The following is a 20,647-nucleotide window of genomic DNA, read 5'->3' as shown; positions in this document are numbered from 1 at the left end:
GTCCGGCCGTGGCGGCTTATCATGAGATCGCCGCCCCAGCGGCCCGACATCATGAGGAGGCACCATCAACACGACCCTGCTCGGCGCAGAGTACTTCGCGGCACCCGAGGACGGCGCGGACGGTGAGGAGTTCCGCTCCGCGTCCCGTGCCTCGGCCGCGGCCCTGGACCAGCGCGAGGACGTCGTCCGCTACAAGGACCGCTTCGCCCTGCGGATCACGGACCAGACCCCGCACGACGTCATGGTCCAGAACCTGCTCTTCCTGCGCGGGGTCCTGGACTCCGCGGGGGTCGACTACCTGCTGGTGCGCGGCAACGACGAGCGCCCCGTCATCGCGGTGGACCTCAAGGACCGGCCCCGGCTCCGGCAGGCCCTGGTGGACGCGGCCGTGGGCGAGCCCTACTACGTCAAGCCGATGGACACCAAGAAGAAGACCGTGCAGCTGCTGGCCGACGGCGAGCTGTCCTCCCGCCGCAACGCCCGGGTGCTGCGCCTGTTCCGGCCCCACTACTCCGCGGAGGCCCGGCTCTACTACGGCGCCGGCACCGGCGTGCAGGTGGAGCTCTGGGAGTTCGGCGAGGACGAGATCCGGTTGCCCATCGAGAACTCGCTGACCCGGCGCACCGTCCCGGTGGCCGAGGCCGTGCGCGGCACCGTGGAGCGCTTCGGTCTCACCTGGCCCACGATCGAGAACATGTTCGCCGACCACGCCATCGACATCGACTTCGAGATCGACATGATCTTCTCGTGGGTGGACGGCTCCGACGAGGAGTACCGCAGGGTCCGGGCCTCGTACATGGCCGACGCCGTGGTGGGCGAGGGCGACGCGCACGAGGCCCGCTTCCGGCAGGTCGACGAGCTGAAGTACGCCCTGCGCTCGGTGCACATGTTCGCCCCCTGGGTGCGCAACATCTACATCGCCACGGACTCCCGGCCGCCGGCGTGGCTGGCGGAGCACCCGCGGGTGCGGGTCGTGCGCAGCGAGGAGTTCTTCGCGGACACCTCGGCGCTGCCGATCTACAACTCGCAGGCGGTGGAGGCGCAGCTGCACCACATCGAGGGGCTCTCGGAGCACTACCTGTACTCCAACGACGACATGTTCTTCGGCCGCCCGATCGGCCCGGCGCTGTTCTTCTCGCCCGGGGGGATCACGAAGTTCGTGGAGAACGAGACCCGCATCGGCCTGGGCGAGAACTCCGCCGAGCGCTCGGGCTTCGAGAACGCCGCCCGCGTCAACCGCCGGCTCCTGTGGGAGCGCTTCGGCCGGATCACCACCCGCCACCTGCAGCACTGCGCCGCGCCCCTGCGGCGCAGCGTGGTGGCCGAGATGGAGCGGGAGTTCCCCGCCGAGTTCGCCCGCACCGCGGCCAGCCGCTTCCGGGCGGCGGACAACATCTCGGTCACGAACTCGCTCTACCACTACTACGCGCTGCTGACCGGCCGGGCCGTGACCCAGGAGACGGCCCGCACCCAGTACGTGGACACCACCACGCGCTCCGGGCTGCAGCAGATGGAGAAGCTGCTCGGCCGGCGCAACCTGGACATGTTCTGCCTCAACGACGGCAGCTTCCCGGAGGTGCCCGCGCCCGAGCGCGCCGAGCGGATGACGGACTTCCTCGAGCGCTACTACCCCATCACGGCTCCCTGGGAGAAGTGACCGCAGGAGCGTCCGGGCCCGCGGCCGGTGCCGGGCTCCCGGCACCGGCCGCGGGCGCCACCGGGGCTCAGGCGCGCGGCCGGTCCCCGGGTCCGGGCTCGCCCTCGCCCCGGTAGCCGCGGTCGGGGCCGGCGTCGCCGTCGCGCCGGGTCCGCGGGTCGGGGCCGGCGTCGCCGTCGGACCGGAGGTCACCGTCACCCCGAGTGCTCGGGTCCGGCCCGGGCTCGCCCTCGGACCGGAGATCACCGTCGTTCCGGGAGCGTGTGTCCGGCCCGGGCTCGCCGTCCTGCCAGGGGGCGTCGTCGGAACGGGCGTCCCGTTCGTGGTCCACACCGTCCTCGTGGTGTCCGCGCCGGGTGGCACCGGCTGTGGAGTCGTCCCCGTCCGGGGCGAGCGCCGCGGCGTCCCGGCGGTGGGTCTCCGCCTCCTGCCGCACCTTGTCGGCGTCCTCGGCCCGCCGCTGGGCGTCCTGCTCGAGGCGGTCGGCCTCGATCCGGGCCCGCTCGGCCTCGGCACGGGCCGCGTCGGCGTCCGCCTTGCGCTCGCGGGCCGAGAGGTCCTCCTCCTCGCTGCGGGAGCGCAGCTCGGCGGCGCGCTCCTGGTTCTCCCGCCGCTGCGCGGCGTCGCGCTCCTTCTTCTTGCGACTCCCGGCCAGCACGGCCAGGAGCACCACGGCCAGCACGACCACGGCCAGCACGATCCAGATCCAGGTTTCCATCGGATGTTCCTCCTCGGTAGGCCCCCACGTTCCTCAAAAGAAGCAGAGCCGCACGGGTCCGGCCAGCAGTCCGGCTCAGTGGCGGGCAACGGCGTGCCGGGCCACCCCGTGGCCGCGTTCCCAGCGCCGCGGGCACCGGGCCGGGCCGGTGCCCGCCAGGGGACCGCACCGGGGACCGGCCCAGGCCCGTCCGGGCGCCGGTCCGGGAGTCGCCCCTGGTCAGAGAGCTCTTCGGCGAACCCGCCCCCGGGCCGGTCCCGCGGCGTGCCGGGGCGGTCCCGCAGGCGGGGCGCCGGGGTACGGCACGCGGGGCACCGGGGTGCCGCGGAGAACGGGCGCGGCCGCGGCCGAACATGACTCCGCGCGTCGGGCACGGCGGGCAGTGGCGTGCCCTGCCGGACGTGCTCCCCGCCCCGACAGGGCGCGTTCCGCATGATCCAGCATGGATTTGCTTTACTTAATGCATTCGTGCTCCGTCCGCCCTCCCGAGAGGACCCCGCCATGCGACTCAACCCTGCCGGTCCCCTGATCACCATCGCCGTCGGCCTGATCCTCTGGCTGGCGCTGCCGTCCGTCGTGGGCCCGGTCAATCTCGCACTGGCCGGCCAGATCATCTTCTGGGTGGGCGTCGCCTACCTCGCCCTGGTCCTGATCGCCGCCGCCGTGCCGTCCCGGCGCCGCTCCACCCGCAGCACCGTGGCGGATCCCGGCACCGGGGAGCGCATCGAGCGCTCCGAGACCGACCTCAGCTGAGGACTCCCGCGGCACCCGCCCGGTGCGCGCGGCGAGGTCCGCCCCGCGCGCTCGCCGGTCCCGCCCGCGCGGTGCGGGCGGGACCGGTGCGGGCGGGACCGGTGCGGGCGGCGGACCACGGCGCGCAGGGACGGCTCAGACCAGTGCGGGGGCCTTCCGCAGCGCCTCCTGCAGGGCGCCCAGGACGAGGGCCACCGATCCGGCGTGGGCATTGGGGCCCATCAGGCCGATCCGCCACACCGTGTTCGCGTACTCCTTGACGCCCGCCCCGATCTCCACGGAGAAGTGCTCCAGCAGGTAGGACCGCACCCAGGCGGAGTCGACGCCCTCGGGCACCTTGACCGTGGTCAGCTCCGGCAGGCGGTGCCCCTCGGCGGCGAACAGCTCCAGGCCCATGTCCTGCAGCCCCGCCTGGAGCGCGTCCCCGGCGGCCTGGTGGCGGGCCCAGACGTTCTCCAGGCCCTCCTCGGCGATCCGGCGCAGCGCGGCGTCCAGGGACGCGATCATCGCCGTCGGCGCGGTGTGGTGGTAGGTGCGGGCACCGCCCTGGGCCTCGCCCACGTAGCCGCCGAGCATGCCGAGGTCGAGGTACCAGGAGCGGGGGTGCTGCACCCGGCGCTCGAACGCGGCGTCCGAGATCGTGAACGGCGCCAGCCCCGGGGCGACCCCCAGGCACTTCTGGGTGCCCGCGTAGCCGAGGTCCACGCCCCAGTCGTCCGCGCGCAGCTCGATGCCGCCGATGGACGTGACCGCGTCCACGAGCAGCAGGGCGTCGCCCTTGAGCGCGCCCAGCGCGGCGATGTCGGAGCGCACTCCCGTGGAGGTCTCCGCGTGCACCGCCGCGATGATCTTGGGGGACGGGTGCGCCTCCGCGACGCGCTGCGGGTCGATCGGCTCCCCGTAGGGGAAGTCCACGCGCACCACCTCGGCACCGCAGCGGGCCGCGACGTCGCACATCCGCTCGCCGAACAGGCCGTTGACGGCGACGACGACGACGTCGCCCTCCTCCACGGTGTTGACGAACGCCGCCTCCATGCCGGCGGAGCCCGTGGCGCTCAGCGGCAGGGTGCGCCGGTTGTCCGTGCCCCAGACCGTGCGCAGGCCGTCGCAGGCGCTGTCCATGATGTCGAGGAAGGCGGGATCCAGGTGGCCGAGCAGCGGGTGGCCCAGCGCCGCGGTGGCCTCCGGGTAGGGGTTGGACGGGCCGGGGCCGAACAGGTGTCGCTGGATCAGGGGCACGGTGCACTCCTCAGGGGAACGGGTGGACAGGTCCGCCGTCCAGCCTATGGCCTGCCGGCGCCGCACGCCGTCAGCGCGCTGCCCCGCCGCCCGCCGCCGCGGGTCACCGGCCTCGCCGACGGCCGAGGCGGCGGAGCATCGTCCTGAGGCGGCGTTCCGGGGCGCCCTGCGGACCGGAGCCGCCGCCGGGGACGCCGGCCGGGAACGGGCGGCGGGGCTGCTGGGCGATGGGGGACCAGGACGCGAACATCGCGCTGCCCTCGGTGGCCGTCATGCGGTTCTGGAGCGTGGGGCGTCCGGCGGGGCCCTGGACCACGCCGGTGCGCTTGTCGTAGGTGAAGCCGTCGTCGAGGACGATGTGCTCGTCCGTCTCGGCGACCACGGTGTACAGCACCACGTGCTCGCCCGAGTCCGCGCCGGGATGGACGGCGGCGCGCGCGCCGGGATGCGTGGCGCCGCCGTGGTTGAAGTCGAGCAGGTCGGCCATGGGAGGAGTGCCCTCCTGGGGAGTTCGGGGTCCGGGTCGCCGGTGCGGCACCGGCGCCCGGGCCGGGCCCGGTGGGGTGCGGTCCCGGTGGGGCGGGTGGGTGGCTTCCACTCTAGCGACCGGCCGCAGCACGCCCGGGCCCGCACCCTGCTGGGCAGGCCCCGGCCGCGCAGGGCCGGGGCGTCGCGGGCGGGGGCTCAGGGCCGCGGCGCGGCCGCGATCGGGCGGTGGGTCTCGTACATCCGCACCGCCACCACCAGCGCCGAGACGGCGCTGATGCCGGCGGCGGCCCAGACGGCTGCGTGCAGGCCCAGCAGGTCGGCCACGATCCCGCCGAGGACGGCCCCGACCGCGTAGCCCAGGTCGCGCCAGACGCGATAGACGCCCACGGCACGGCCGCGCCACACCGGGTGCGCCACGTCACCGACCACCGCGAGCAGGGTCGGATAGACCATCGCGGTACCGGCCCCCAGCAGCACGGTGCCGGCGGCCCAGCCGCCGAAGCCCTCCCCCAGGGCGATGAGCACCAGGGCGGCGGCCTGGACGGCCATTCCGGCAGTGATCAGGTGCTTGCGCCCGATGCGGTCCGACAGGGCGCCGGTGACCAGCTGCCCGATCCCCCACACTCCGGGGTAGAGGGCGAAGAGCAGCCCGATCTGTCCCACGGTCAGCTCGGCGGTGGCGAACAGCAGCGGGAACAGCCCCCAGGAGAGCCCGAAGTTGAGGTTGTTGACCAGCCCCGCCTGGCTCGCCGAGGACAGTGCCGGCTCCTTGAGGCTGGTCTGGGCGATGACCTGGCGGTCGGTGAGCTCCCCGTGCAGATGGTCGTGGAGGCCGTCGGCGCGGGGGGTGTGCCGGCCGGCGTCGAGCAGGGCGTGAGCCCGGGTCTCCTTGACGAACACCCCGGACAGCAGCAGCGCCAGGGCGGTGTAGGCGATGCCCAGCAGGAACGGCGCCGGGCGCAGCCCGTACTGCTCGGCCAGGTACCCGGCCAGCAGGGAGGTCACGGCCACCGCACCGTAGCCGGCGGCCTCGTTGAGCCCCATGGCCAGCCCGCGCTGGGCCGGGCCCACGAGGTCGATCTTCATCACCACGGTCGTGGACCAGGTCAGGCCCTGGTTGATGCCCAGCAGCACGTTGGCCGCCACGACCCATCCCCAGTCCGGGGCGAAGATCAGCATCAGCGGCACGGGCACGGCGAACAGCCAGCCGACCAGCAGCACGGGCTTGCGCCCGTACCGGTCGGAGAAGGTCCCGGCGAACCAGTTGGCGATCGCCTTGGTGATCCCGAAGGCGGCCACGTAGGTGAAGATGAAGGTGTAGCCGCTGAGCCCGAACTCGCCCTCGGCCAGCAACGGCAGCACGGTCTGCTGCTGGCCGACCATGCCGCCGACCAGGGCGTTGACCGCCACCAGCAGGGCGAACTGGGCGGCGTTGGCGCGCAGGCCCAGGCGGAGGGGCCGGGAAGCCGTGGGGCGGGGGCTCGTGCGCCGGTTCATGACCGTTCCCTCTCGTGTCGTGGACCCGCCGGGCGGCGAGTGGTCCGGTATTCCACGGAAGCGTGGAACAATGCTTCCAACAGTGTTCCACAGATCTTTGGAGGATGACATGGGGGACCCGGGCAAGAAGGCCGCGCTCTTCGAGCAGCTGGCCCGAGTGGGCAAGGCCCTGGGCAACGGGAAGCGGCTGGAGCTGCTGGACCTGCTGACCCAGGGCGAGCGCAGCGTGGAGAACCTCGCCGCGGCCGCAGGCCTGGGCCTGAGCACCGCCTCGGCGCACCTGCAGGTGCTCAAGCAGGCCGGACTGGTGACCACCCGCCGGGACGGGACGAGGATCCACTACGACCTGGCGGGACAGGACGTGGCACGCCTCTACGCGCAGCTGCGCACCGTGGCCGGCGACCGTCTGGCCGAGGTGGAACGCGCCCGCGAGGACTACCTCGGCACCGGCGGCGCCCTCGCCGGGGAGGCGGGCGAGCGGGAGGTGCACCGCGACGAACTGCTGGCCCGGGCGGAGGCCGGGGAGCTCACCGTCCTGGACGTCCGGCCGCCCGAGGAGTACGCCGCCGCCCACATCCCCGGGGCCGTCTCCATCCCGCTGGAGGAGCTGTCCGCGCGGCTGGCGGAGCTGCCGGACGGGCGGGAGGTCGTGGCGTACTGCCGCGGCGCCTGGTGCGTGCTCGCCCACGAGGCCGTGGACCTCCTGCGCGCCCGGGGACGCCGGGCCCGCCGGCTCGAGGACGGTCTGCTCGAGTGGCGCCTCGGCGGGCTGCCCGTGGACACCGGCCGGGCCGCCTGAGGGCGGGACGGAGCCCTGCGGGCGACGCCCCGTCCGGGAGCCGCTCCTCCGCCGCCGCGGCCGTTGTGGTCCGGCAGACTCCTCGGTAGCCTCTGGACAAGCCCGCGGCGGGTCCGGATCCCCGGAGACCGCCCAGCAGGCGGAACCGCACCGTCGACCTCGCGGCGGCCGCCGTCGGCGCCCCACCCCGCCCCGGGCCGGGAGGCTCCGCGGCGGCCCCTGCGCCCACACCGGGAGATCCGCATGGACACAGACCGCACGCCGCCTCCCGACGCCCGGGAGCTGCTGCTCGAGGCCATCGACCTGGCGGTGGGCAACGCGGCCGTCGACGGCGGACCCTTCGGCGCCGTCGTCGTCGCCCCCGACGGCCGCCGCTTCCCCGGGGTCAACCGCGTCACGGCGGAGAACGACCCCACCGCCCACGCCGAGGTCATGGCGATCCGCAACGCCTGCCGCGAGCTGGGCACCTTCGACCTCTCCGGCGCCACGCTCTACTCCAGCTGCGAGCCGTGCCCCATGTGCCTGTCGGCCTCCCTGTGGGCCCGGCTGGACGCCGTCTGGTACGCCGCGGACCGGCACGACGCGGCCTCCGGCGGCTTCGACGACGCGGAGTTCTACGAGTACTTCGCCAAGCCCGAGCACGAGCGGTCCCTGCAGGTCCTCCCCGTGGCCCTCGACGAGCGCACCGCGCCGTTCGAGGCATGGGCCCGCAACGCCGCGCGCACCGACTACTGAGCCCCGTTCCGCGCGCCCCGGCGCGACAGCAGCACCCCCGGTCGCCGGAGGGCGTCCCCGCACGTGGAGGCGGCGCCCACCCGGGTTGTGAGCCGCCTTACGAAATGCGGAACACTGGTCTACAAGTCAGTAACCTTGCGGTGACGAGTCCCGGCGGCTCACGGGTCCGATGTGCGATGCACATGGGGGGACACCGGAGCACAGCCGGCCGGGCTCCGTGGGCGCCGCTCTCGCACTGATCCGCGAGGGCGGCGCCTCTCCCGTCCCCGGGACCGGGGCACGACTGCGGTCCGCAGCGCGGTGAGCCCGCCCTCGGGCACGGGATGCCCTGGTGCCACCGCCTCACCCCGCGCAGCGCGACGGCCCCGGACCAGGGTCCGGGGCCGTCGCGCTGCGCGGGGTGAGCCGCTAGATCAGCTCGTCCGTGAGCCGGTGGGGCGTGCCGAAGCGGTGGGCGGTGATGCTGACCGCCTGCTCGTGCAGGAACGGCAGCATCTCGACCCGGCCGGCCCCGGTCACGGGGTGGGCGTAGACGGCGAGGTCCGGGCGCGAGCCCGTCGCGGCGATGAACGCCGCACGGTCCCCGCCGATCAGCCGGACGCGGCCGCCGCCGAGGGCCGGGGCGCCGGCCAGCCACGCGGCGTCGTCCTCCACCTGCACGGGCACGCCGCGGTCGGTGAGCACGGCGCGCACCGGGGCGGGCAGCTCGCGCGCCGAGGAGACGGTCAGGGCGGAGCCCGCCCGCAGCCCGGCGGCGACGACGCGCAGCAGGTCGGCCAGCGGCTCGCCCTCGGACAGGCGCACCGTCACGGGCAGGGGCAGGTAGCGGAAGACGTTGCGCTCGGCGTAGAGGCCGGTGACGTCCTTGGCCACGCCGAACTCCTCGGCCCAGGCGGCCTCGTCGCTGCGCAGCGCCTGCTCGAGGCTCTCCGCCTCGGCCGGCACGAGCTCCGCCGTCCCCGACTGCGCGGCCTGCAGCAGCTCGACGACGGCCGCGTCGGCCACGGGCAGCCCGTCCCCGCGCAGCGGTGCCGGCTCCCACTCGCCCAGGCCCATGAGGTAGCTGGGACCGCCGGCCTTGGTGCCGGGACCGACCGCCGACTTCTTCCAGCCGCCGAAGGGCTGGCGCTGGACGATGGCCCCGGTGATGTGGCGGTTGACGTAGAGGTTGCCGGCCTGGACGTGCTCGAGCCAGTAGGCGATGTCCTCCGGGTCCAGCGAGTGCAGCCCGGCCGTGAGCCCGTACTCCACCTCGTTCTGGATGGCCACGGCCTCCTCCAGGGTCTCGGCGGTCATCACGCCGAGCACCGGGGCGAAGTACTCGACCTGGTGGAACTCGGAGCCGCGCTGCACGCCCGTGCGCACGCCCGGGCTCCACAGCCGGCCGGTCCCGTCGAGCTGCTGCGGCTCGATCAGCCAGGACTGGCCCTCCTCCAGGGTGGTCAGGGCCTGGAGCAGCTTGCCCTCGGCGGGCTCGGTGAGCGGGCCCATCTGCGCGGCGGGGTTGATGGGGTGGTCGACGGTCAGGGAGGTCACCGCGTCCACGAGCTGGTTGCGGAAGCGGCGGGACTGCGCCACGGAGCCGACGAGGATGACCAGGGACGCGGCCGAGCACTTCTGGCCCGCGTGGCCGAACGCCGAGTAGGCGACGTCCTTGGCGGCGAGGTCGAAGTCCGCGCTGGGAGCCACGATCAGGGCGTTCTTCCCCGAGGTCTCCGCCAGCAGGGGCAGGTCGCTGCGGAACGAGCGGAAGAGCTCGGCCGTCTCGTAGGCGCCGGTGAGGATCAGCCGGTCCACCGAGGGGTGGGAGATCAGCTGGCGGCCGAGGGCACGCTCCTCCAGGTCCACGAGGGCGAGCACGTCGCGGGACACCCCGGAGGCGTCCAGGGCCTCCCAGACGGCCTCGGCCACCACGGCGCCGCAGCGCTTGGTCGGGCCAGCCGGCTTGAACACGACCGGGGAGCCGGCCGCGAGGGCGGCCAGCGCGGACCCGGCCGGGATGGCCACCGGGAAGTTCCACGGCGGGGTCACCACGGTGAGCCGGGAGGGGACGAAGGACGCGCCGTCGACCTCGTCCAGCTCCCGGGCGCGCTCGGCGTAGTAGTGGGCGAAGTCGATGGCCTCGCTGATCTCCGGGTCGGCCTGGTCGAGGGTCTTGCCGGCCTCCGCGGCCGCGACCTCGAGCAGCTCGGCGCGGCGGGAGGCCAGGGCCTCGCCGGCCCGGTGGAGCACCTCGGCGCGCTGGGCGCCGGTCAGCGCGGCCCAGCCGCGGCCGGCCTCGAGGGCCGCGTCGATGACGCGGTCGAGCTGCTCCTCCGTGCGCAGCGCCGCGGCCGTGACGGTGTCCGTGCCGGCCCGGGAGCCCGGGACGCGGTCGAGGATCGCCCGGCCCCAGTCCCGGTTGGCGGCCACGGCGGGGTCGGTGTCCGGCGTGTTGGCGAACGCGTCGGTCGGGGCGGGCGCCTCCGGCAGGCTGCGGTCCTGGACCCGGTGGGGGGCGGGCACGGTGTCGTCGAGCCCGGCCAGGGAGGCGAGGAAGCGCTGCTTCTCGCGCTCGAAGAGCTCCTCGTCCTCGGCCAGCTCGAAGACCGCGGACATGAAGTTCTCCCGGGACGCCCCCTCCTCCAGGCGGCGGATCAGGTAGGCGATGGCCACGTCGAACTCGGCCGGGTGCACCACGGGGGTGTAGAGCAGCAGGGAGCCGACGTCGCGCTTGACGGCCTCGGCCTGGCCGGTCGCCATGCCCAGCAGCATCTCGAAGTCGACGGCCCCGGACACGCCGCGCTCGGCGGCCAGCAACCACGCGAAGGCGATGTCGAAGAGGTTGTGCCCGGCCACCCCGATGCGCACGGCGTCCGCGTGCTCGGGCTGCAGGGCGTAGTTGAGGACCCGCTTGTAGTGGGTGTCCGAGTCCTGCTTGGTGCCCCAGGTCGCCAGGGGCCAGTCGTGCAAGGAGGCCTCGACCTGCTCCATCGGCAGGTTCGCGCCCTTGACCACGCGCACCTTCACGGGGGCGCCGCCGGCGGCGCGGCGCGCCCGGGCCCACTCCTGCAGGCGGATCATCGCCGCGAGGGAGTCGGGCAGGTAGGTCTGCAGCACGATGCCGGCCTCGAGCTCCCGGAACCGGGGCTGGTCGAGGATCCGCGTGAAGACCTCCAGGGTCATGTCGAGGTCCTTGTACTCCTCCATGTCCAGGTTGATGAACTTCGGCGTGGTGAAGAAGGCGGCCTGCGCGTACAGCGGGGTCAGCTTCTCGACGACCTCGGCGACGGCCTCGTCGAAGGCCCAGGCGGAGTGCGGGGCGACGGTGGAGGAGACCTTGATGGAGACGTAGTCGACGTCGGGGCGGGCCAGCAGGTCGTGGGTGCCCTGGAGCCGGCGGGCGGCCTCGCGGTCCCCGAGCACGGCCTCGCCCAGGAGGTTGACGTTGAGCCGGACGTCGTCCTTGCGGATCTTCGCGATCGACTTCCCGAGCTTCGCCTCGCTGGCGTCCACGATGAGGTGCCCGACCATCTCGCGCAGCGCCCTGCGGGCCGCCGGGATCACGACCTGCGGGGCGACCGGGGCCAGGGCCCCGCCCGCGCGCACCGCGGTGCGCAGGTGCCAGGGCAGGAAGGCGGGGACCTTCGGCGCCAGCCGGGCCAGGTTGCGGGCGGCCACCCGGACGTCCTCGGGACGGATGACGCCGTCGACGAACCCGACCGTGAAGTCCAGACCGCTGGGATCCTTGAGCACCCCGGCCAGCTGCTCGCCCGAGGCGTCCTTGGGGAACTCCTCGGCCTCGGTGAGCCAGCGGCGCACCGTGGCCACGGCCTGCTCGGGGAGCGACCCGGGAACGGCGGCGTGGGGAAGGGTGCGACCTGTCGACGGATCCGCGGGGGTGGGCGCGGTCGCGGGGACGGGGATCGTGGTCATGGGTGGTACTCCCTGGGTTGGGCCGAAAGCACTGCGATGTCTCCACTATGCGGCCCCGGACGATTCGGATAAAGTGAATGTTTCCGCAGATCATTCATCAGCGGAACTGACCCTTTGGAGGTGGCGCCGTGCTGGACGTGCGCAAGCTGCGGCTGCTCCGGGAACTCGCGCTGCGGGGCACCCTCGCGGAGGTCGCCACGGCCCTGAACTTCAGCCCCTCAGCGGTCTCCCAGCAGCTCTCCGCGCTGGAGAAGGAAGCCGGGGTGGCGCTGCTGTCCAAGGCCGGCCGGCGGGTCCAGCTCACCCCGCAGGCGGAGATCCTGGTGGCGCGCACCACCGAGCTGCTCGACGTCCTGGAGCGCACCGAGTCGGACCTGGCGGCGTCGCTGAGCACGGTCACCGGCACCGTGCGGGTCGCCGTGTTCCAGTCCGCGGCCCTGGCCCTGCTCCCCGAGGTGCTGGGCGCCATGCGCCGCGAGCACCCGGAGGTGCGGGTCGAGATGGTGCAGGCGGAGCCGGAGCGGGCGCTCTACGAGACGTGGGCCCGGGAGTTCGACGTGGTCGTGGCCGAGCAGTACCCGAGCCACGCCGCCGCCCACCACCCCGACCTGGACCGGCGGCGGCTGATCACGGACGCCATCCGCCTGGCCGTTCCGCCCGGCCCCGAGCACGCGTCCGTCACGTCCCTGCGGGAGGCCCGCGAGCTGCCGTGGGTCATGGAGCCGCGCGGCGCCGCCTCCCGGCACTGGGGCGAGCAGCTGTGCCGGCGGGCGGGCTTCGAGCCCGACGTCCGGTTCTCGACGGCGGACCTGCAGGCGCAGACCCGGCTCGTGGAGTCCGGCAACGCCGTGGCGCTCATGCCGGACCTCATGTGGGCGGGCGGGGACTCGCCCTGCCGGCTGGTCGACCTGCCGACCGGGCCGCGGCGGACGGTGTTCACCTCGATCCGCGGCTCGAGCGCGCACCGCCCGGCGATCCTCGCGCTGCGGGCCGCCCTCGAGACGGTGGCCGCCGACCTGGCCGGGCGGATGGAGTGAGCCGGCGGCCGCGGGGCGGGCCGCTACGGGCGGGCGGGAGCCCGCTCCGTGAGCGCCCCGCGCAGCCGGTCGTCCGCGACCTGCTCGAGCAGCCAGGGGCTGAGCAGGAACGGCGCGGCCGCCGCGGCGGCGAACAGCTCCTCCGGGGCGATCCAGGCGACCTCCGCGACCTCCGCGGGCAGGGGCCGCGGCCGGCCGGTGGCCCGCGCCACATAGACGGGGCAGAACTCGTTCTCCACGATCCCGGAGGCGTCCACCGCCCGGTAGCGGAAGTCGGGCAGCACCTCCCGCATCCCCGTCACCTCGAAGCCCAGCTCCTGGCCCGCCCGGCGGGCGATGGCCTCGACGAACCCCTCGCCCGGGCCCGGGTGGCCGCAGAAGCTGTTGGTCCACACCCCGGGCCAGGTCTTCTTGGCGAGCGCCCGGCGGGTCAGCAGCAGCCGTCCGGCGTCGTCGAGGACGTAGCACGAGACCGCGAGGTGCAGCGGGGTGTCCGTGGTGTGCACCCCGGCCTTGGGCGCGGTCCCGATGGGACGGTGCTCGTCGTCCAGGAGGACGACCTCTTCGGCTGCCATGGGCCTCGTTCCGGTCGGAGGGCGGTGACGTGCGCGTCCATTCTCGCAGGAACCACGGGCCGGCGGAACGCGGGCCCGCGGAGTGGACAACGGGGCGCGGGCGGAGCACGATCGGGAACCATGCGACGACGTCGGCCCGCCCCCGCTCCCCTGCCGCTGCGGGACGGCGTGGACCCCGTCCGGGTCCGGCTGCCCGCCGGGGAGGCCGAGGCCCCCGGGACCGTCCGCGACCACCTGCTGAACCGGTTCCCCGCGTCCGCCCCGGAGCTCGAGGAGCTCTTCGCTTGCGGCGGGATCGTCGACGACGCCGGACGGCCGCTCGCCCCCGGCGCCCCCTTCCGCCCCGGCGCCTCGGTCTGGTACCACCGTGCCCTGCCCGAGGAGCCGGAGCTGCCCGGGGACCTGCCGGTGCTGTTCGAGGACGAGTGGCTGCTGGCGGTCGACAAGCCGCACGGGCTGCCCACCACACCGCGCGGCGGGTTCGTGGCGCAGAGCGCGCTCGTGAAGCTGCGCCGCTCCCGCGGCGAGGACCGGCTCTCCCCGCTGCACCGGCTCGACCGCGGCACCGCCGGGGTCCTGCTGCTCTCGCGGGACCCCGCCACCCGCGGCCGGTTCCAGAGCCTCTTCCAGTCGCGGGCGGTGGGCAAGGAGTACGAGGCCGTGGCCGAGCACCGGCCCGGCCTGGACCTGCCCTGCCTCGTCGAGTCCCGCATCGTCAAGGACCGCACGTCCCTGCAGGCGCGGGAGGTCCCCGGTCCCGTCAATGCGCGCACCGTGCTCGAGGCGGCCGGGCCGCCGTTCACGGACGCGGAGGGGACGTGGGCCCGCTACGCCGTCCGGCCCGAGACCGGGCGCACCCACCAGATCCGGGTGCACCTGGCCGGGCTGGGCGTGCCCGTCCGGCACGACCCCCTGTACCCGGAGGTGCGGCCGGCCGGCGCGGAGGACCCGGACCGCCCGCTGCAGCTGCTGGCCCGGCGGATCGCCCTCGTCCACCCCGTGACCGGCGTGCCGCTCGTGCTCGAGAGCCGGCGCGCCCTCATGACCGGCGACGCCGCGTGAGCGCTCCGCGCGCCCCCCGGGCGGCCGGGCGCGTCCCGGCCCCGGACGTGGCCCGGGGGCTCATGCTCTGGGTCATCGCGGTCGCCAACATCACCGTGTGGATCTGGGCGGCCGGGCCCACCGACGGCCCCCGGGACCGGACCCTGGGGACCGGCGCCGGCACCGCGGGGTGGACGGCGGACGACGTCGTCAACATGGCCATGTCGATGCTGGTGGACGGCCGCGGCTTCCCCCTGTTCTCGTTCCTGGTGGGCTACGGTGTGGGCCAGATCACCGCGCGGGAGGCGGCCCGCGGCACGCCCCTGCCCCTGGCGCGCCGGCTGCTGCTGCGCCGCTACGGGTGGCTGCTGCTCTTCGGGGCCCTGCACGCTTGCCTGCTCTTCCCCGGGGACATCATCACCGCCTACGCGTTCGGGGGGCTCTTCCTGGCCGTGCTGATCGCCGAGAGCACGCTCACCCTCGTGGTCCTCGCGGCCCTCGGCTCGGTCCTCATGGTCCTCTACGGCGCGGCGAGCTGGGCCGTGCGGTCGCCGGGCGCGCCGCCGTTCCCCAGCCTGGTGGCGGACTCCGTCCCGGAGCGGCTGGCGCTCGGGCTCGCCGAAGGACTCGGGGTGGTGTCCTTCGCCCCGCTCCAGCTGCTGGGACTGCTGCCCATGCTGCTGCTCGGGCTGGCCCTGAGCCGGTACCGGGTGCTCGAGGAGCCCGGTCCCCGCCGCGGCCGGCTGCTCGCCGCCGCACTGGCCGGCATCGGCCTCGGGCTGCTCACGGGCGCCGGCACCGGGCTCCTGACCACGGACCGGCTCGAGCCCTCTGCCGTCGCGGGGTCCGTGCTCACCGGGGCGGACGCGGTGACAGGGGCCGCCCAGGGGATCGGCTACGCGCTCGTGGTGGCGCTGGTCTGCGACCGGGTGCTGCGCGGCGCCCCCGGCGCCGCGGCGGGACCCCTCAGGGCGCGGGAGCACCCCGCGCTGTGGTCGCTGCAGGCCCTGGGCCGCCGGTCGATGAGCGGCTACCTCGCGCAGTCCGTGCTGTTCACCGTGCTGCTGCCCCCGTTCGCGCTGGGCCTTGGCCGTTCCCTGACGCCCACCGCCGCGCTGCTGCTCGGCTCCGCCGTGTGGCTGGCCACGCTGCTCGGTGCGGCCGTGCTGGAGCGGCAGGGCCGGCCCGGACCGGCCGAGACCCTGCACCGGCGGCTCTTCCTCGGCCGGGCCCGGGACCGGGGCGTCCCGCCGCCCCCGGCGAGCGCCTAGGCTCGGTCGCAGCACTTCTCCCCCGCCGACACAGGAGCCCCCATGCCCACGACGACCGGCGCGAGCGCCGCGCACCGCACCGAGACCACCGAGCCCACCGGCGCCGCCGGACCTGCCGCCACGGCCGCGGAGCGGTCCGAGCAGGCGGACCGGGCGGCGCACTCGGTCCGGGAGCTGTTCGGCGGGCGGGCGCTGGGGGTGCCCGGCACGCTGCTCGGCGCCCCGGCGCACCCGCGTCCCACGTCCCTGAAGGCCCCGTGGCACTACTGGTGGCAGGCGCACCTGCTCGACGCGCTGGTGGACGCCGGGCTCCGGCACCTGGACGAGCCCGCGCGGGCGGGGAGGTTCCGCCGGGAGGGGCACCGGCTGCTGCGGGGCATCACCCTGCGCAGCGGCGGCCGGGTGACCCACAACTCCTACTACGACGACATGGCGTGGCTGCTGCTGGCCGTGGGCCGCCTCGCCGGACTGGACCGCGCCCTGACCGGCCGGCCGGACGTGGCGTGCCTCGACGCCGGCAGCGCCCTGCTCGCCAGGCTGGAGCAGGGCCACACCGGGGACCTCGGCGGCGGGGTCTTCTGGAACACCCGCCACGACGTCAAGAACACGGCGTCCTCCGCGCCCACGGCCCTGGCCTTCGTGCGCACGCACCGCACGGAGGAGGCCCGTGCGGTGCTCGGCTGGCTGCGGGGCACCCTGTGGAACCCCGAGCGGAAGGTCTTCCACGACGGCCTGCGCCTGGTCGCCGCCGGATCCGGGGCGGAGGTGACCCGCCTGGACGAGAGACTGTTCAGCTACAACTCCGGGCCCGTGCTCGGCGCGCTGCTCGAGCTCGCGGACGCCCCGGGCACGGCCGGGCCGGACCGGGCGGACCTGCTGGGCGCGGCCGCCGACGTGGTGGCGGGCGCCGCGGCGGAGTACGGCCGGGAGCTGGACGGGCACCCCGTCCTGCGCACCCACGGGGGTGGGGACGCCGGCCTGTTCAGCGGGATCCTGGCCCGCTACCTCGCCGACGCCGCCCTGCACCCGGGCCTGCCCGCCGCGGTCCGCGGCACCGCGGCGGAGCTGGTGACGGGCACCGCCGACGCCCTGTGGGCGGGACGGCGGGAGTTCGACCCGGCGGTCGACTTCAGCGCGCCGGACAGCACGGCCGCCGGCGAGACGGTCGCGATCTTCTCCCCGGACCCGGCGCGGCACGCCGACGAGTCGCAGCGCCCCGGCGTGCCGGTCGAGCTGTCCACCCAGGTGCAGGCGTGGACGGTCCTCGAGGCCGCCGCCCGGCTGACCCGCCCGTGACCGCGGCGGGAGCTCCCGGCTCCGCTGTGCGCTGAACCGGCCCTCCGGGGCGGCGGGGGCCGTGGCCCCGCCCGGGGTCTTGGGATAGAACAGCAGTATGAGTTTCCTCCGCACCCCCGATCCGCATCCCGGTTGGCTCAACGAGGACGATCTGCAGGAGGCCCGCCGCCGCCTGCCGATGGTGTACGTGCAGGCCCTGCCGGTCCGGCTCGACCCGCTGGGCTACCTCTCCGAGATCGGGCTGCTGCTGCAGGCCACCTCCCAGGGAGAGATGATGTACACGCTCGTCTCCGGGCGGGTGCTGTACCGGGAGACCATCCGGGCGGCGCTCCTGCGCCACCTGGAGAAGGACCTGGGCGCCATGGCCTTCCCGCAGCTGCCGGTGTCCACCACGCCGTTCGCCGTGGCCGAGTTCTTCCCCTCCCCGTCCGAGACCGGCCTGACCGACGACCGCCAGCACGCCGTGGCGCTGAGCTACATCGTGCCGGTGCGCGGCGAGTGCAGCCCGCGCCAGGACGCCCTGCAGCTGTCCTGGATGAGCCCCGAGGAGGCGCTCAGCCCGGAGGTCCAGGCCGAGTTCGCGGGCGGACGCGGGGACCTGGTGCGCCAGGCCGTGGCCCACGCCGGCTGGGGCCGCTGAGCGGTCCCGCCCGCGCACGGGGCCCTGGGCCCCGGCCCGGACCGCGCTCCACGGCCCCGGCCGGTGCCGCACAATGGACGGGTGCCCGCACCTGAGAAGACCCTTCCGCCCACCGCCGCCCGCGCCGCCTTCGGCTTCGAGCCGGAGCACCGCCTGGCCGACACCGCCCCGGCCCCCCGGGGACGCGCCGGGGGCGGCGGCCCGTTCCTGGGCCGCACCGGGACCATCACCACGCCGCACGGGACGATCCGGACCCCCGCCTTCGTCCCCGTCGGCACCGCCGCCACCGTCAAGGCGGTGCTGCCCGAGTCCATGGCGGAGCTCGGCGCGCAGGCCCTGCTCGCCAACGCCTACCACCTCTATCTCCAGCCCGGCGCGGACGTCCTGGACGCCGCCGGCGGGCTCGGGTCGTTCATGAACTGGTCCGGCCCCACCTTCACGGACTCCGGGGGCTTCCAGGTCATGTCCCTGGGGTCGGGGTTCCGGAAGGTCATCGACATGTCCACGGCCGCGACGGCGGGGGACGACGACGTCGCGACCGGCAAGGAGCGCCTGGCGCGGGTCGACGACGACGGGGTCACGTTCAGGTCCCACATCAACGGGGACGTCCACCGGTTCACCCCGGAGATCTCGATGCAGGTGCAGCACCGGCTCGGCGCGGACGTCATGTTCGCGTTCGACGAGCTGACCACGCTGCACAACTCCCGCGGCTACCAGGAGTCGTCCCTCGAGCGGACCCGCCGGTGGGCGCAGCGGTGCGTGACCGAGCACGTGCGGCTCACCGAGGAGCGCGCCGACAGGCCGTACCAGGCACTGTTCGGCGTGATCCAGGGCGCCCAGTACGAGGACCTGCGCCGGAAGGCGTGCCGGGACCTCGGGGCGATGGACTTCGACGGCTTCGGGATCGGCGGGGCCCTCGAGAAGGAGAACCTCGGCACGATCGTGCGCTGGTGCAGCGAGGAGCTGCCCGAGGACCGGCCCCGGCACCTGCTGGGCATCTCGGAGCCGGACGACATCTTCACGGCCCTCGAGAACGGCGTGGACACCTTCGACTGCGTCTCCCCCACCCGGGTGGCCCGCTCGGGCACCGTGTACGCCCCGGACGGCCGCTTCACCGTCAGCAACGCCCGCTTCCGCACGGACCTCGCCCCGATCGACGCCGGCTGCGACTGCTACACGTGCACGCACTACACCCGGGCGTACCTGCACCACCTGTTCAAGGCGAAGGAACGGCTGTCCGCCACGCTCACGTCGATCCACAACGAGCGGTTCGTCGTGCGCATGGTGGACGGGGCCCGCGAGGCCATGGCCGACGGGACCTGGGTCGAGTACCGGGACGAGGTCCTGGGCCGCTACTACGCGGGCCGGTCCTGAGCCCCCCGCCCGGCGTCGGGGTCCTCGTGGATCACGAGCACCGGGCACGAGGCGTGGGTGACGCACGCGGCGCTGACCGAGCCGAGCAGCATCCCACGGAAGCCGTCGTGGCCCCGGCGCCCCACGACCAGCATCGTGGCGTCCTCGCTCTCGTGCACCAGGACCTTGGCCGGGTGGCCGAAGACCACGGAGGTGCTGAGCCCGGCCGGCACGTCGTCCCCGAACGCCTCGTGGACCGCCTTGTCGACCCGCTTCCGGGTGATCTCGTCGAAGTTGTCGCTGCCCAGCGGGACGTACCCGGCGTACTCGGGCGGGTACTCCCACGCCCCGACCGCCTTGACGCCCGCGCCGAGGGCGTCCGCGGTCCGCGCCGCCCAGCGCAGTGCCTCCACCGACTGGGGGGAGCCGTCGACCCCGACGACGATCGCTGCTGCGGTTCCGTTGCTCATGCCCGATCCTTTGCTCGTGTGATCACCCTGACGTGATCAGTATCACAGAGCGCGGGGCGCCGTGCGCGCCGCGGCCGGCGCACGTCGCGGTGACGGGCACCGGCCGCCCCGGGGGCCGCCGGCGCCCTCAGCCGGCGCTCGCGGCCGCCCCGGCGTGCTCGGCCTCGACCGACTCCTCGGGGAGGACGAGGACCGGGCAGGGGGCGTGGGCGACACAGGCCGAGCTCGTGGAACCCATCAGCAGCCCCTTGAAGCCGCCGTGCCCCCGGCGCCCGACCACGAGCAGCGTGGCCCCCTCGCTGTGCTGCATCAGCACCTTGGAGGGGTGGCCGAACTCCACCACGGTGCGCAGCCCGGCCGGGACGTCGTCCCCGAAGGCCTCGTGGACCGCCCGGTCCACCCGCTTCCGGGCCAGTTCGTCGAAGTGGTCGTCCTTGAAGTGCACGAAGTTCACGTACTCGGGCGGGTTCTCCCACGCCCCCACGACCGTGAGGGTCGCGCCGTAGGCCGGCGCGAGGCGCGCGGCCCAGCGCAGCGCCGCCACGGACTGGGGAGACCCGTCGACTCCCACCACGATCACTCCATCCGACTGCTGATCCATGTCCCGTCCTCGCTGTCCTGACGCCGATGATGTGTGCCCAGTATCACAGAGCCCGCGGCGACGCGCTCACAGGTGCGAGAGGATGACCGAGCTCCTCGTGTGGTTGACGCCCTTCCACTCCCTGATCCGGACCATGACGTCCTCGAGGTGGGTGGTGTTCTCCGCGCGGATCAGGAAGATGCCGTCCGCCTCGCCGGTGACCGTGTACGCGGCGGTCACCTCGGCGATCTCCGCGGCCATCGTGCGCATCATCGACGGCGACAGGCCGCCGTCGCAGTGCAGCTCCACGAAGGCCTGGATGTGCCACCCCAGCACGAGGGGGTCGACCTCCGCGGTGAAGCGCTTGATGGCACCCGTCTGCTGCAGCACGTCCACCCGGCGCTTCACCGCGGGGGCCGACAGACCGACCTTCTGGCCGATGGCCGCATAGCTCTCCCGGCTGTCCTGGACCAGTGACGCAATGATCTGCCGGTCAATATCGTCAAGACGCAACAATTCGCTCCTCCCGTGAGCACAATCACATTGAATGATTCACTATCGGCCCGTTAGACTTTAGATGTC

Annotated in this window: 19 protein-coding genes; 10 read left to right on the top strand and 9 right to left on the bottom strand. The window is 74.4% G+C overall.

All coding sequences use genetic code 11. The features are described from left to right. Positions 1-76: 76 nt before the first annotated feature. Complete coding sequence (locus AVL61_RS08375; protein WP_408669418.1) at positions 77-1,657, top strand: stealth conserved region 3 domain-containing protein; 1,581 nt, start codon at positions 77-79, stop codon at positions 1,655-1,657. 67 nt (positions 1,658-1,724) lie between these two features. On the opposite strand, the gene AVL61_RS08370 is transcribed toward AVL61_RS08375, so the two are convergent. Further along, the gene (locus tag AVL61_RS08370; protein ID WP_058873902.1) at positions 1,725-2,375 is read right to left on the bottom strand and encodes a hypothetical protein; all 651 of its coding nucleotides are present in this window, start codon (positions 2,373-2,375) and stop codon (positions 1,725-1,727) included. 501 nt (positions 2,376-2,876) lie between these two features. Between AVL61_RS08370 and AVL61_RS08365 the strand changes: the two genes are divergently transcribed. Beyond that, positions 2,877-3,128 carry a DUF6458 family protein gene (locus AVL61_RS08365; RefSeq protein ID WP_058873901.1) on the top strand — a complete coding sequence of 84 codons (252 nt, stop codon included), beginning with the start codon at positions 2,877-2,879 and terminating at the stop codon, positions 3,126-3,128. 135 nt (positions 3,129-3,263) lie between these two features. Here the strand turns inward: AVL61_RS08365 and AVL61_RS08360 are convergent, their stop codons facing one another. The 3 genes from AVL61_RS08360 to AVL61_RS08350 form a co-directional block, all read right to left on the bottom strand. Continuing rightward, positions 3,264-4,367: a pyridoxal-phosphate-dependent aminotransferase family protein gene (locus AVL61_RS08360; RefSeq protein WP_058873900.1), complete on the bottom strand. Its 1,104-nt coding sequence runs from the start codon at positions 4,365-4,367 to the stop codon at positions 3,264-3,266. A 103-nt stretch (positions 4,368-4,470) separates the two neighbouring features. After that, the gene (locus AVL61_RS08355) at positions 4,471-4,854 is read right to left on the bottom strand and encodes a hypothetical protein (protein WP_058873899.1); all 384 of its coding nucleotides are present in this window, start codon (positions 4,852-4,854) and stop codon (positions 4,471-4,473) included. A 197-nt stretch (positions 4,855-5,051) separates the two neighbouring features. After that, positions 5,052-6,353, bottom strand: a complete 1,302-nt coding sequence (locus AVL61_RS08350) for an MFS transporter (protein ID WP_058873898.1) — start codon at positions 6,351-6,353, stop codon at positions 5,052-5,054. Between the two features lie 109 nt (positions 6,354-6,462). Between AVL61_RS08350 and AVL61_RS08345 the strand changes: the two genes are divergently transcribed. Further along, positions 6,463-7,152 carry an ArsR/SmtB family transcription factor gene (locus AVL61_RS08345; protein WP_058873897.1) on the top strand — a complete coding sequence of 230 codons (690 nt, stop codon included), beginning with the start codon at positions 6,463-6,465 and terminating at the stop codon, positions 7,150-7,152. Positions 7,153-7,395: 243 nt separating this feature from the next. Further along, a complete protein-coding gene (locus AVL61_RS08340) occupies positions 7,396-7,887 on the top strand; it encodes a nucleoside deaminase (RefSeq protein ID WP_058873896.1) in 492 nt (163 codons plus the stop codon). 408 nt (positions 7,888-8,295) lie between these two features. Here AVL61_RS08340 and AVL61_RS08335 read toward each other — a convergent pair whose 3' ends face one another. Then, complete coding sequence (locus tag AVL61_RS08335; protein WP_058873895.1) at positions 8,296-11,802, bottom strand: proline dehydrogenase family protein; 3,507 nt, start codon at positions 11,800-11,802, stop codon at positions 8,296-8,298. A gap of 128 nt (positions 11,803-11,930) precedes the next feature. Between AVL61_RS08335 and AVL61_RS08330 the strand changes: the two genes are divergently transcribed. Next, a complete protein-coding gene (locus tag AVL61_RS08330) occupies positions 11,931-12,839 on the top strand; it encodes a LysR substrate-binding domain-containing protein (protein WP_058873894.1) in 909 nt (302 codons plus the stop codon). A 23-nt stretch (positions 12,840-12,862) separates the two neighbouring features. Here the strand turns inward: AVL61_RS08330 and idi are convergent, their stop codons facing one another. After that, positions 12,863-13,414 (bottom strand): isopentenyl-diphosphate Delta-isomerase, encoded by a 552-nt coding sequence (gene idi, locus AVL61_RS08325; RefSeq protein WP_058873893.1) that lies wholly within the window; start codon positions 13,412-13,414, stop codon positions 12,863-12,865. 120 nt (positions 13,415-13,534) lie between these two features. Here idi and AVL61_RS08320 point away from each other — a divergent pair, with 120 nt between their 5' ends. From AVL61_RS08320 to tgt, 5 genes are all read left to right on the top strand, one after another. Next, the gene (locus AVL61_RS08320; RefSeq protein WP_058873892.1) at positions 13,535-14,476 is read left to right on the top strand and encodes a pseudouridine synthase; all 942 of its coding nucleotides are present in this window, start codon (positions 13,535-13,537) and stop codon (positions 14,474-14,476) included. Then, the gene (locus AVL61_RS08315) at positions 14,473-15,726 is read left to right on the top strand and encodes a DUF418 domain-containing protein (RefSeq protein ID WP_058873891.1); all 1,254 of its coding nucleotides are present in this window, start codon (positions 14,473-14,475) and stop codon (positions 15,724-15,726) included. Before AVL61_RS08320 ends, AVL61_RS08315 begins: the two co-directional genes overlap by 4 nt. 42 nt (positions 15,727-15,768) lie before the next feature. Further along, a complete protein-coding gene (locus AVL61_RS08310) occupies positions 15,769-17,022 on the top strand; it encodes a glycoside hydrolase family 76 protein (RefSeq protein ID WP_082697033.1) in 1,254 nt (417 codons plus the stop codon). 97 nt (positions 17,023-17,119) lie between these two features. Beyond that, positions 17,120-17,662 carry an NUDIX hydrolase family protein gene (locus AVL61_RS08305; RefSeq protein WP_058873890.1) on the top strand — a complete coding sequence of 181 codons (543 nt, stop codon included), beginning with the start codon at positions 17,120-17,122 and terminating at the stop codon, positions 17,660-17,662. An 81-nt stretch (positions 17,663-17,743) separates the two neighbouring features. Next, positions 17,744-19,036 (top strand): tRNA guanosine(34) transglycosylase Tgt, encoded by a 1,293-nt coding sequence (gene tgt / locus AVL61_RS08300; protein WP_058873889.1) that lies wholly within the window; start codon positions 17,744-17,746, stop codon positions 19,034-19,036. Here tgt and AVL61_RS08295 read toward each other — a convergent pair. The 3 genes from AVL61_RS08295 to AVL61_RS08285 form a co-directional block, all read right to left on the bottom strand. After that, the gene (locus AVL61_RS08295) at positions 19,018-19,485 is read right to left on the bottom strand and encodes a universal stress protein (protein ID WP_058873888.1); all 468 of its coding nucleotides are present in this window, start codon (positions 19,483-19,485) and stop codon (positions 19,018-19,020) included. The genes tgt and AVL61_RS08295 overlap by 19 nt on opposite strands. Before the next feature lie 127 nt (positions 19,486-19,612). Beyond that, positions 19,613-20,086 carry a universal stress protein gene (locus AVL61_RS08290; protein ID WP_058873887.1) on the bottom strand — a complete coding sequence of 158 codons (474 nt, stop codon included), beginning with the start codon at positions 20,084-20,086 and terminating at the stop codon, positions 19,613-19,615. Positions 20,087-20,152: 66 nt separating this feature from the next. Then, positions 20,153-20,578, bottom strand: coding sequence for an Lrp/AsnC family transcriptional regulator (locus AVL61_RS08285; protein WP_231738330.1), 426 nt, complete (start codon positions 20,576-20,578; stop codon positions 20,153-20,155). Between the last annotated feature and the right edge of the window lie 69 nt (positions 20,579-20,647).

The sequence above is a fragment of the Kocuria rosea subsp. polaris genome, from assembly GCF_001483755.1.
GTDB classification, from domain to species: domain Bacteria; phylum Actinomycetota; class Actinomycetes; order Actinomycetales; family Micrococcaceae; genus Kocuria; species Kocuria cellulosilytica.
This window is presented reverse-complemented; position numbering and strand designations above follow the sequence as displayed.

What these genes read in the sequence shown, in the direction of transcription:
- AVL61_RS08350 (WP_058873898.1), bottom strand. Translation starts at nt 6,353, where the DNA reads ATGAACCGGCGCACGAGCCCCCGCCCCACGGCTTCCCGGCCCCTCCGC.
- AVL61_RS08295 (WP_058873888.1), bottom strand. Translation starts at nt 19,485, where the DNA reads ATGAGCAACGGAACCGCAGCAGCGATCGTCGTCGGGGTCGACGGCTCC.
- idi (WP_058873893.1), bottom strand. Translation starts at nt 13,414, where the DNA reads ATGGCAGCCGAAGAGGTCGTCCTCCTGGACGACGAGCACCGTCCCATC.
- AVL61_RS08290 (WP_058873887.1), bottom strand. Translation starts at nt 20,086, where the DNA reads ATGGATCAGCAGTCGGATGGAGTGATCGTGGTGGGAGTCGACGGGTCT.
- AVL61_RS08355 (WP_058873899.1), bottom strand. Translation starts at nt 4,854, where the DNA reads ATGGCCGACCTGCTCGACTTCAACCACGGCGGCGCCACGCATCCCGGC.
- AVL61_RS08310 (WP_082697033.1), top strand. Translation starts at nt 15,769, where the DNA reads ATGCCCACGACGACCGGCGCGAGCGCCGCGCACCGCACCGAGACCACC.
- AVL61_RS08320 (WP_058873892.1), top strand. Translation starts at nt 13,535, where the DNA reads ATGCGACGACGTCGGCCCGCCCCCGCTCCCCTGCCGCTGCGGGACGGC.
- AVL61_RS08370 (WP_058873902.1), bottom strand. Translation starts at nt 2,375, where the DNA reads ATGGAAACCTGGATCTGGATCGTGCTGGCCGTGGTCGTGCTGGCCGTG.
- AVL61_RS08340 (WP_058873896.1), top strand. Translation starts at nt 7,396, where the DNA reads ATGGACACAGACCGCACGCCGCCTCCCGACGCCCGGGAGCTGCTGCTC.
- AVL61_RS08335 (WP_058873895.1), bottom strand. Translation starts at nt 11,802, where the DNA reads ATGACCACGATCCCCGTCCCCGCGACCGCGCCCACCCCCGCGGATCCG.
- AVL61_RS08305 (WP_058873890.1), top strand. Translation starts at nt 17,120, where the DNA reads ATGAGTTTCCTCCGCACCCCCGATCCGCATCCCGGTTGGCTCAACGAG.
- AVL61_RS08365 (WP_058873901.1), top strand. Translation starts at nt 2,877, where the DNA reads ATGCGACTCAACCCTGCCGGTCCCCTGATCACCATCGCCGTCGGCCTG.
- AVL61_RS08345 (WP_058873897.1), top strand. Translation starts at nt 6,463, where the DNA reads ATGGGGGACCCGGGCAAGAAGGCCGCGCTCTTCGAGCAGCTGGCCCGA.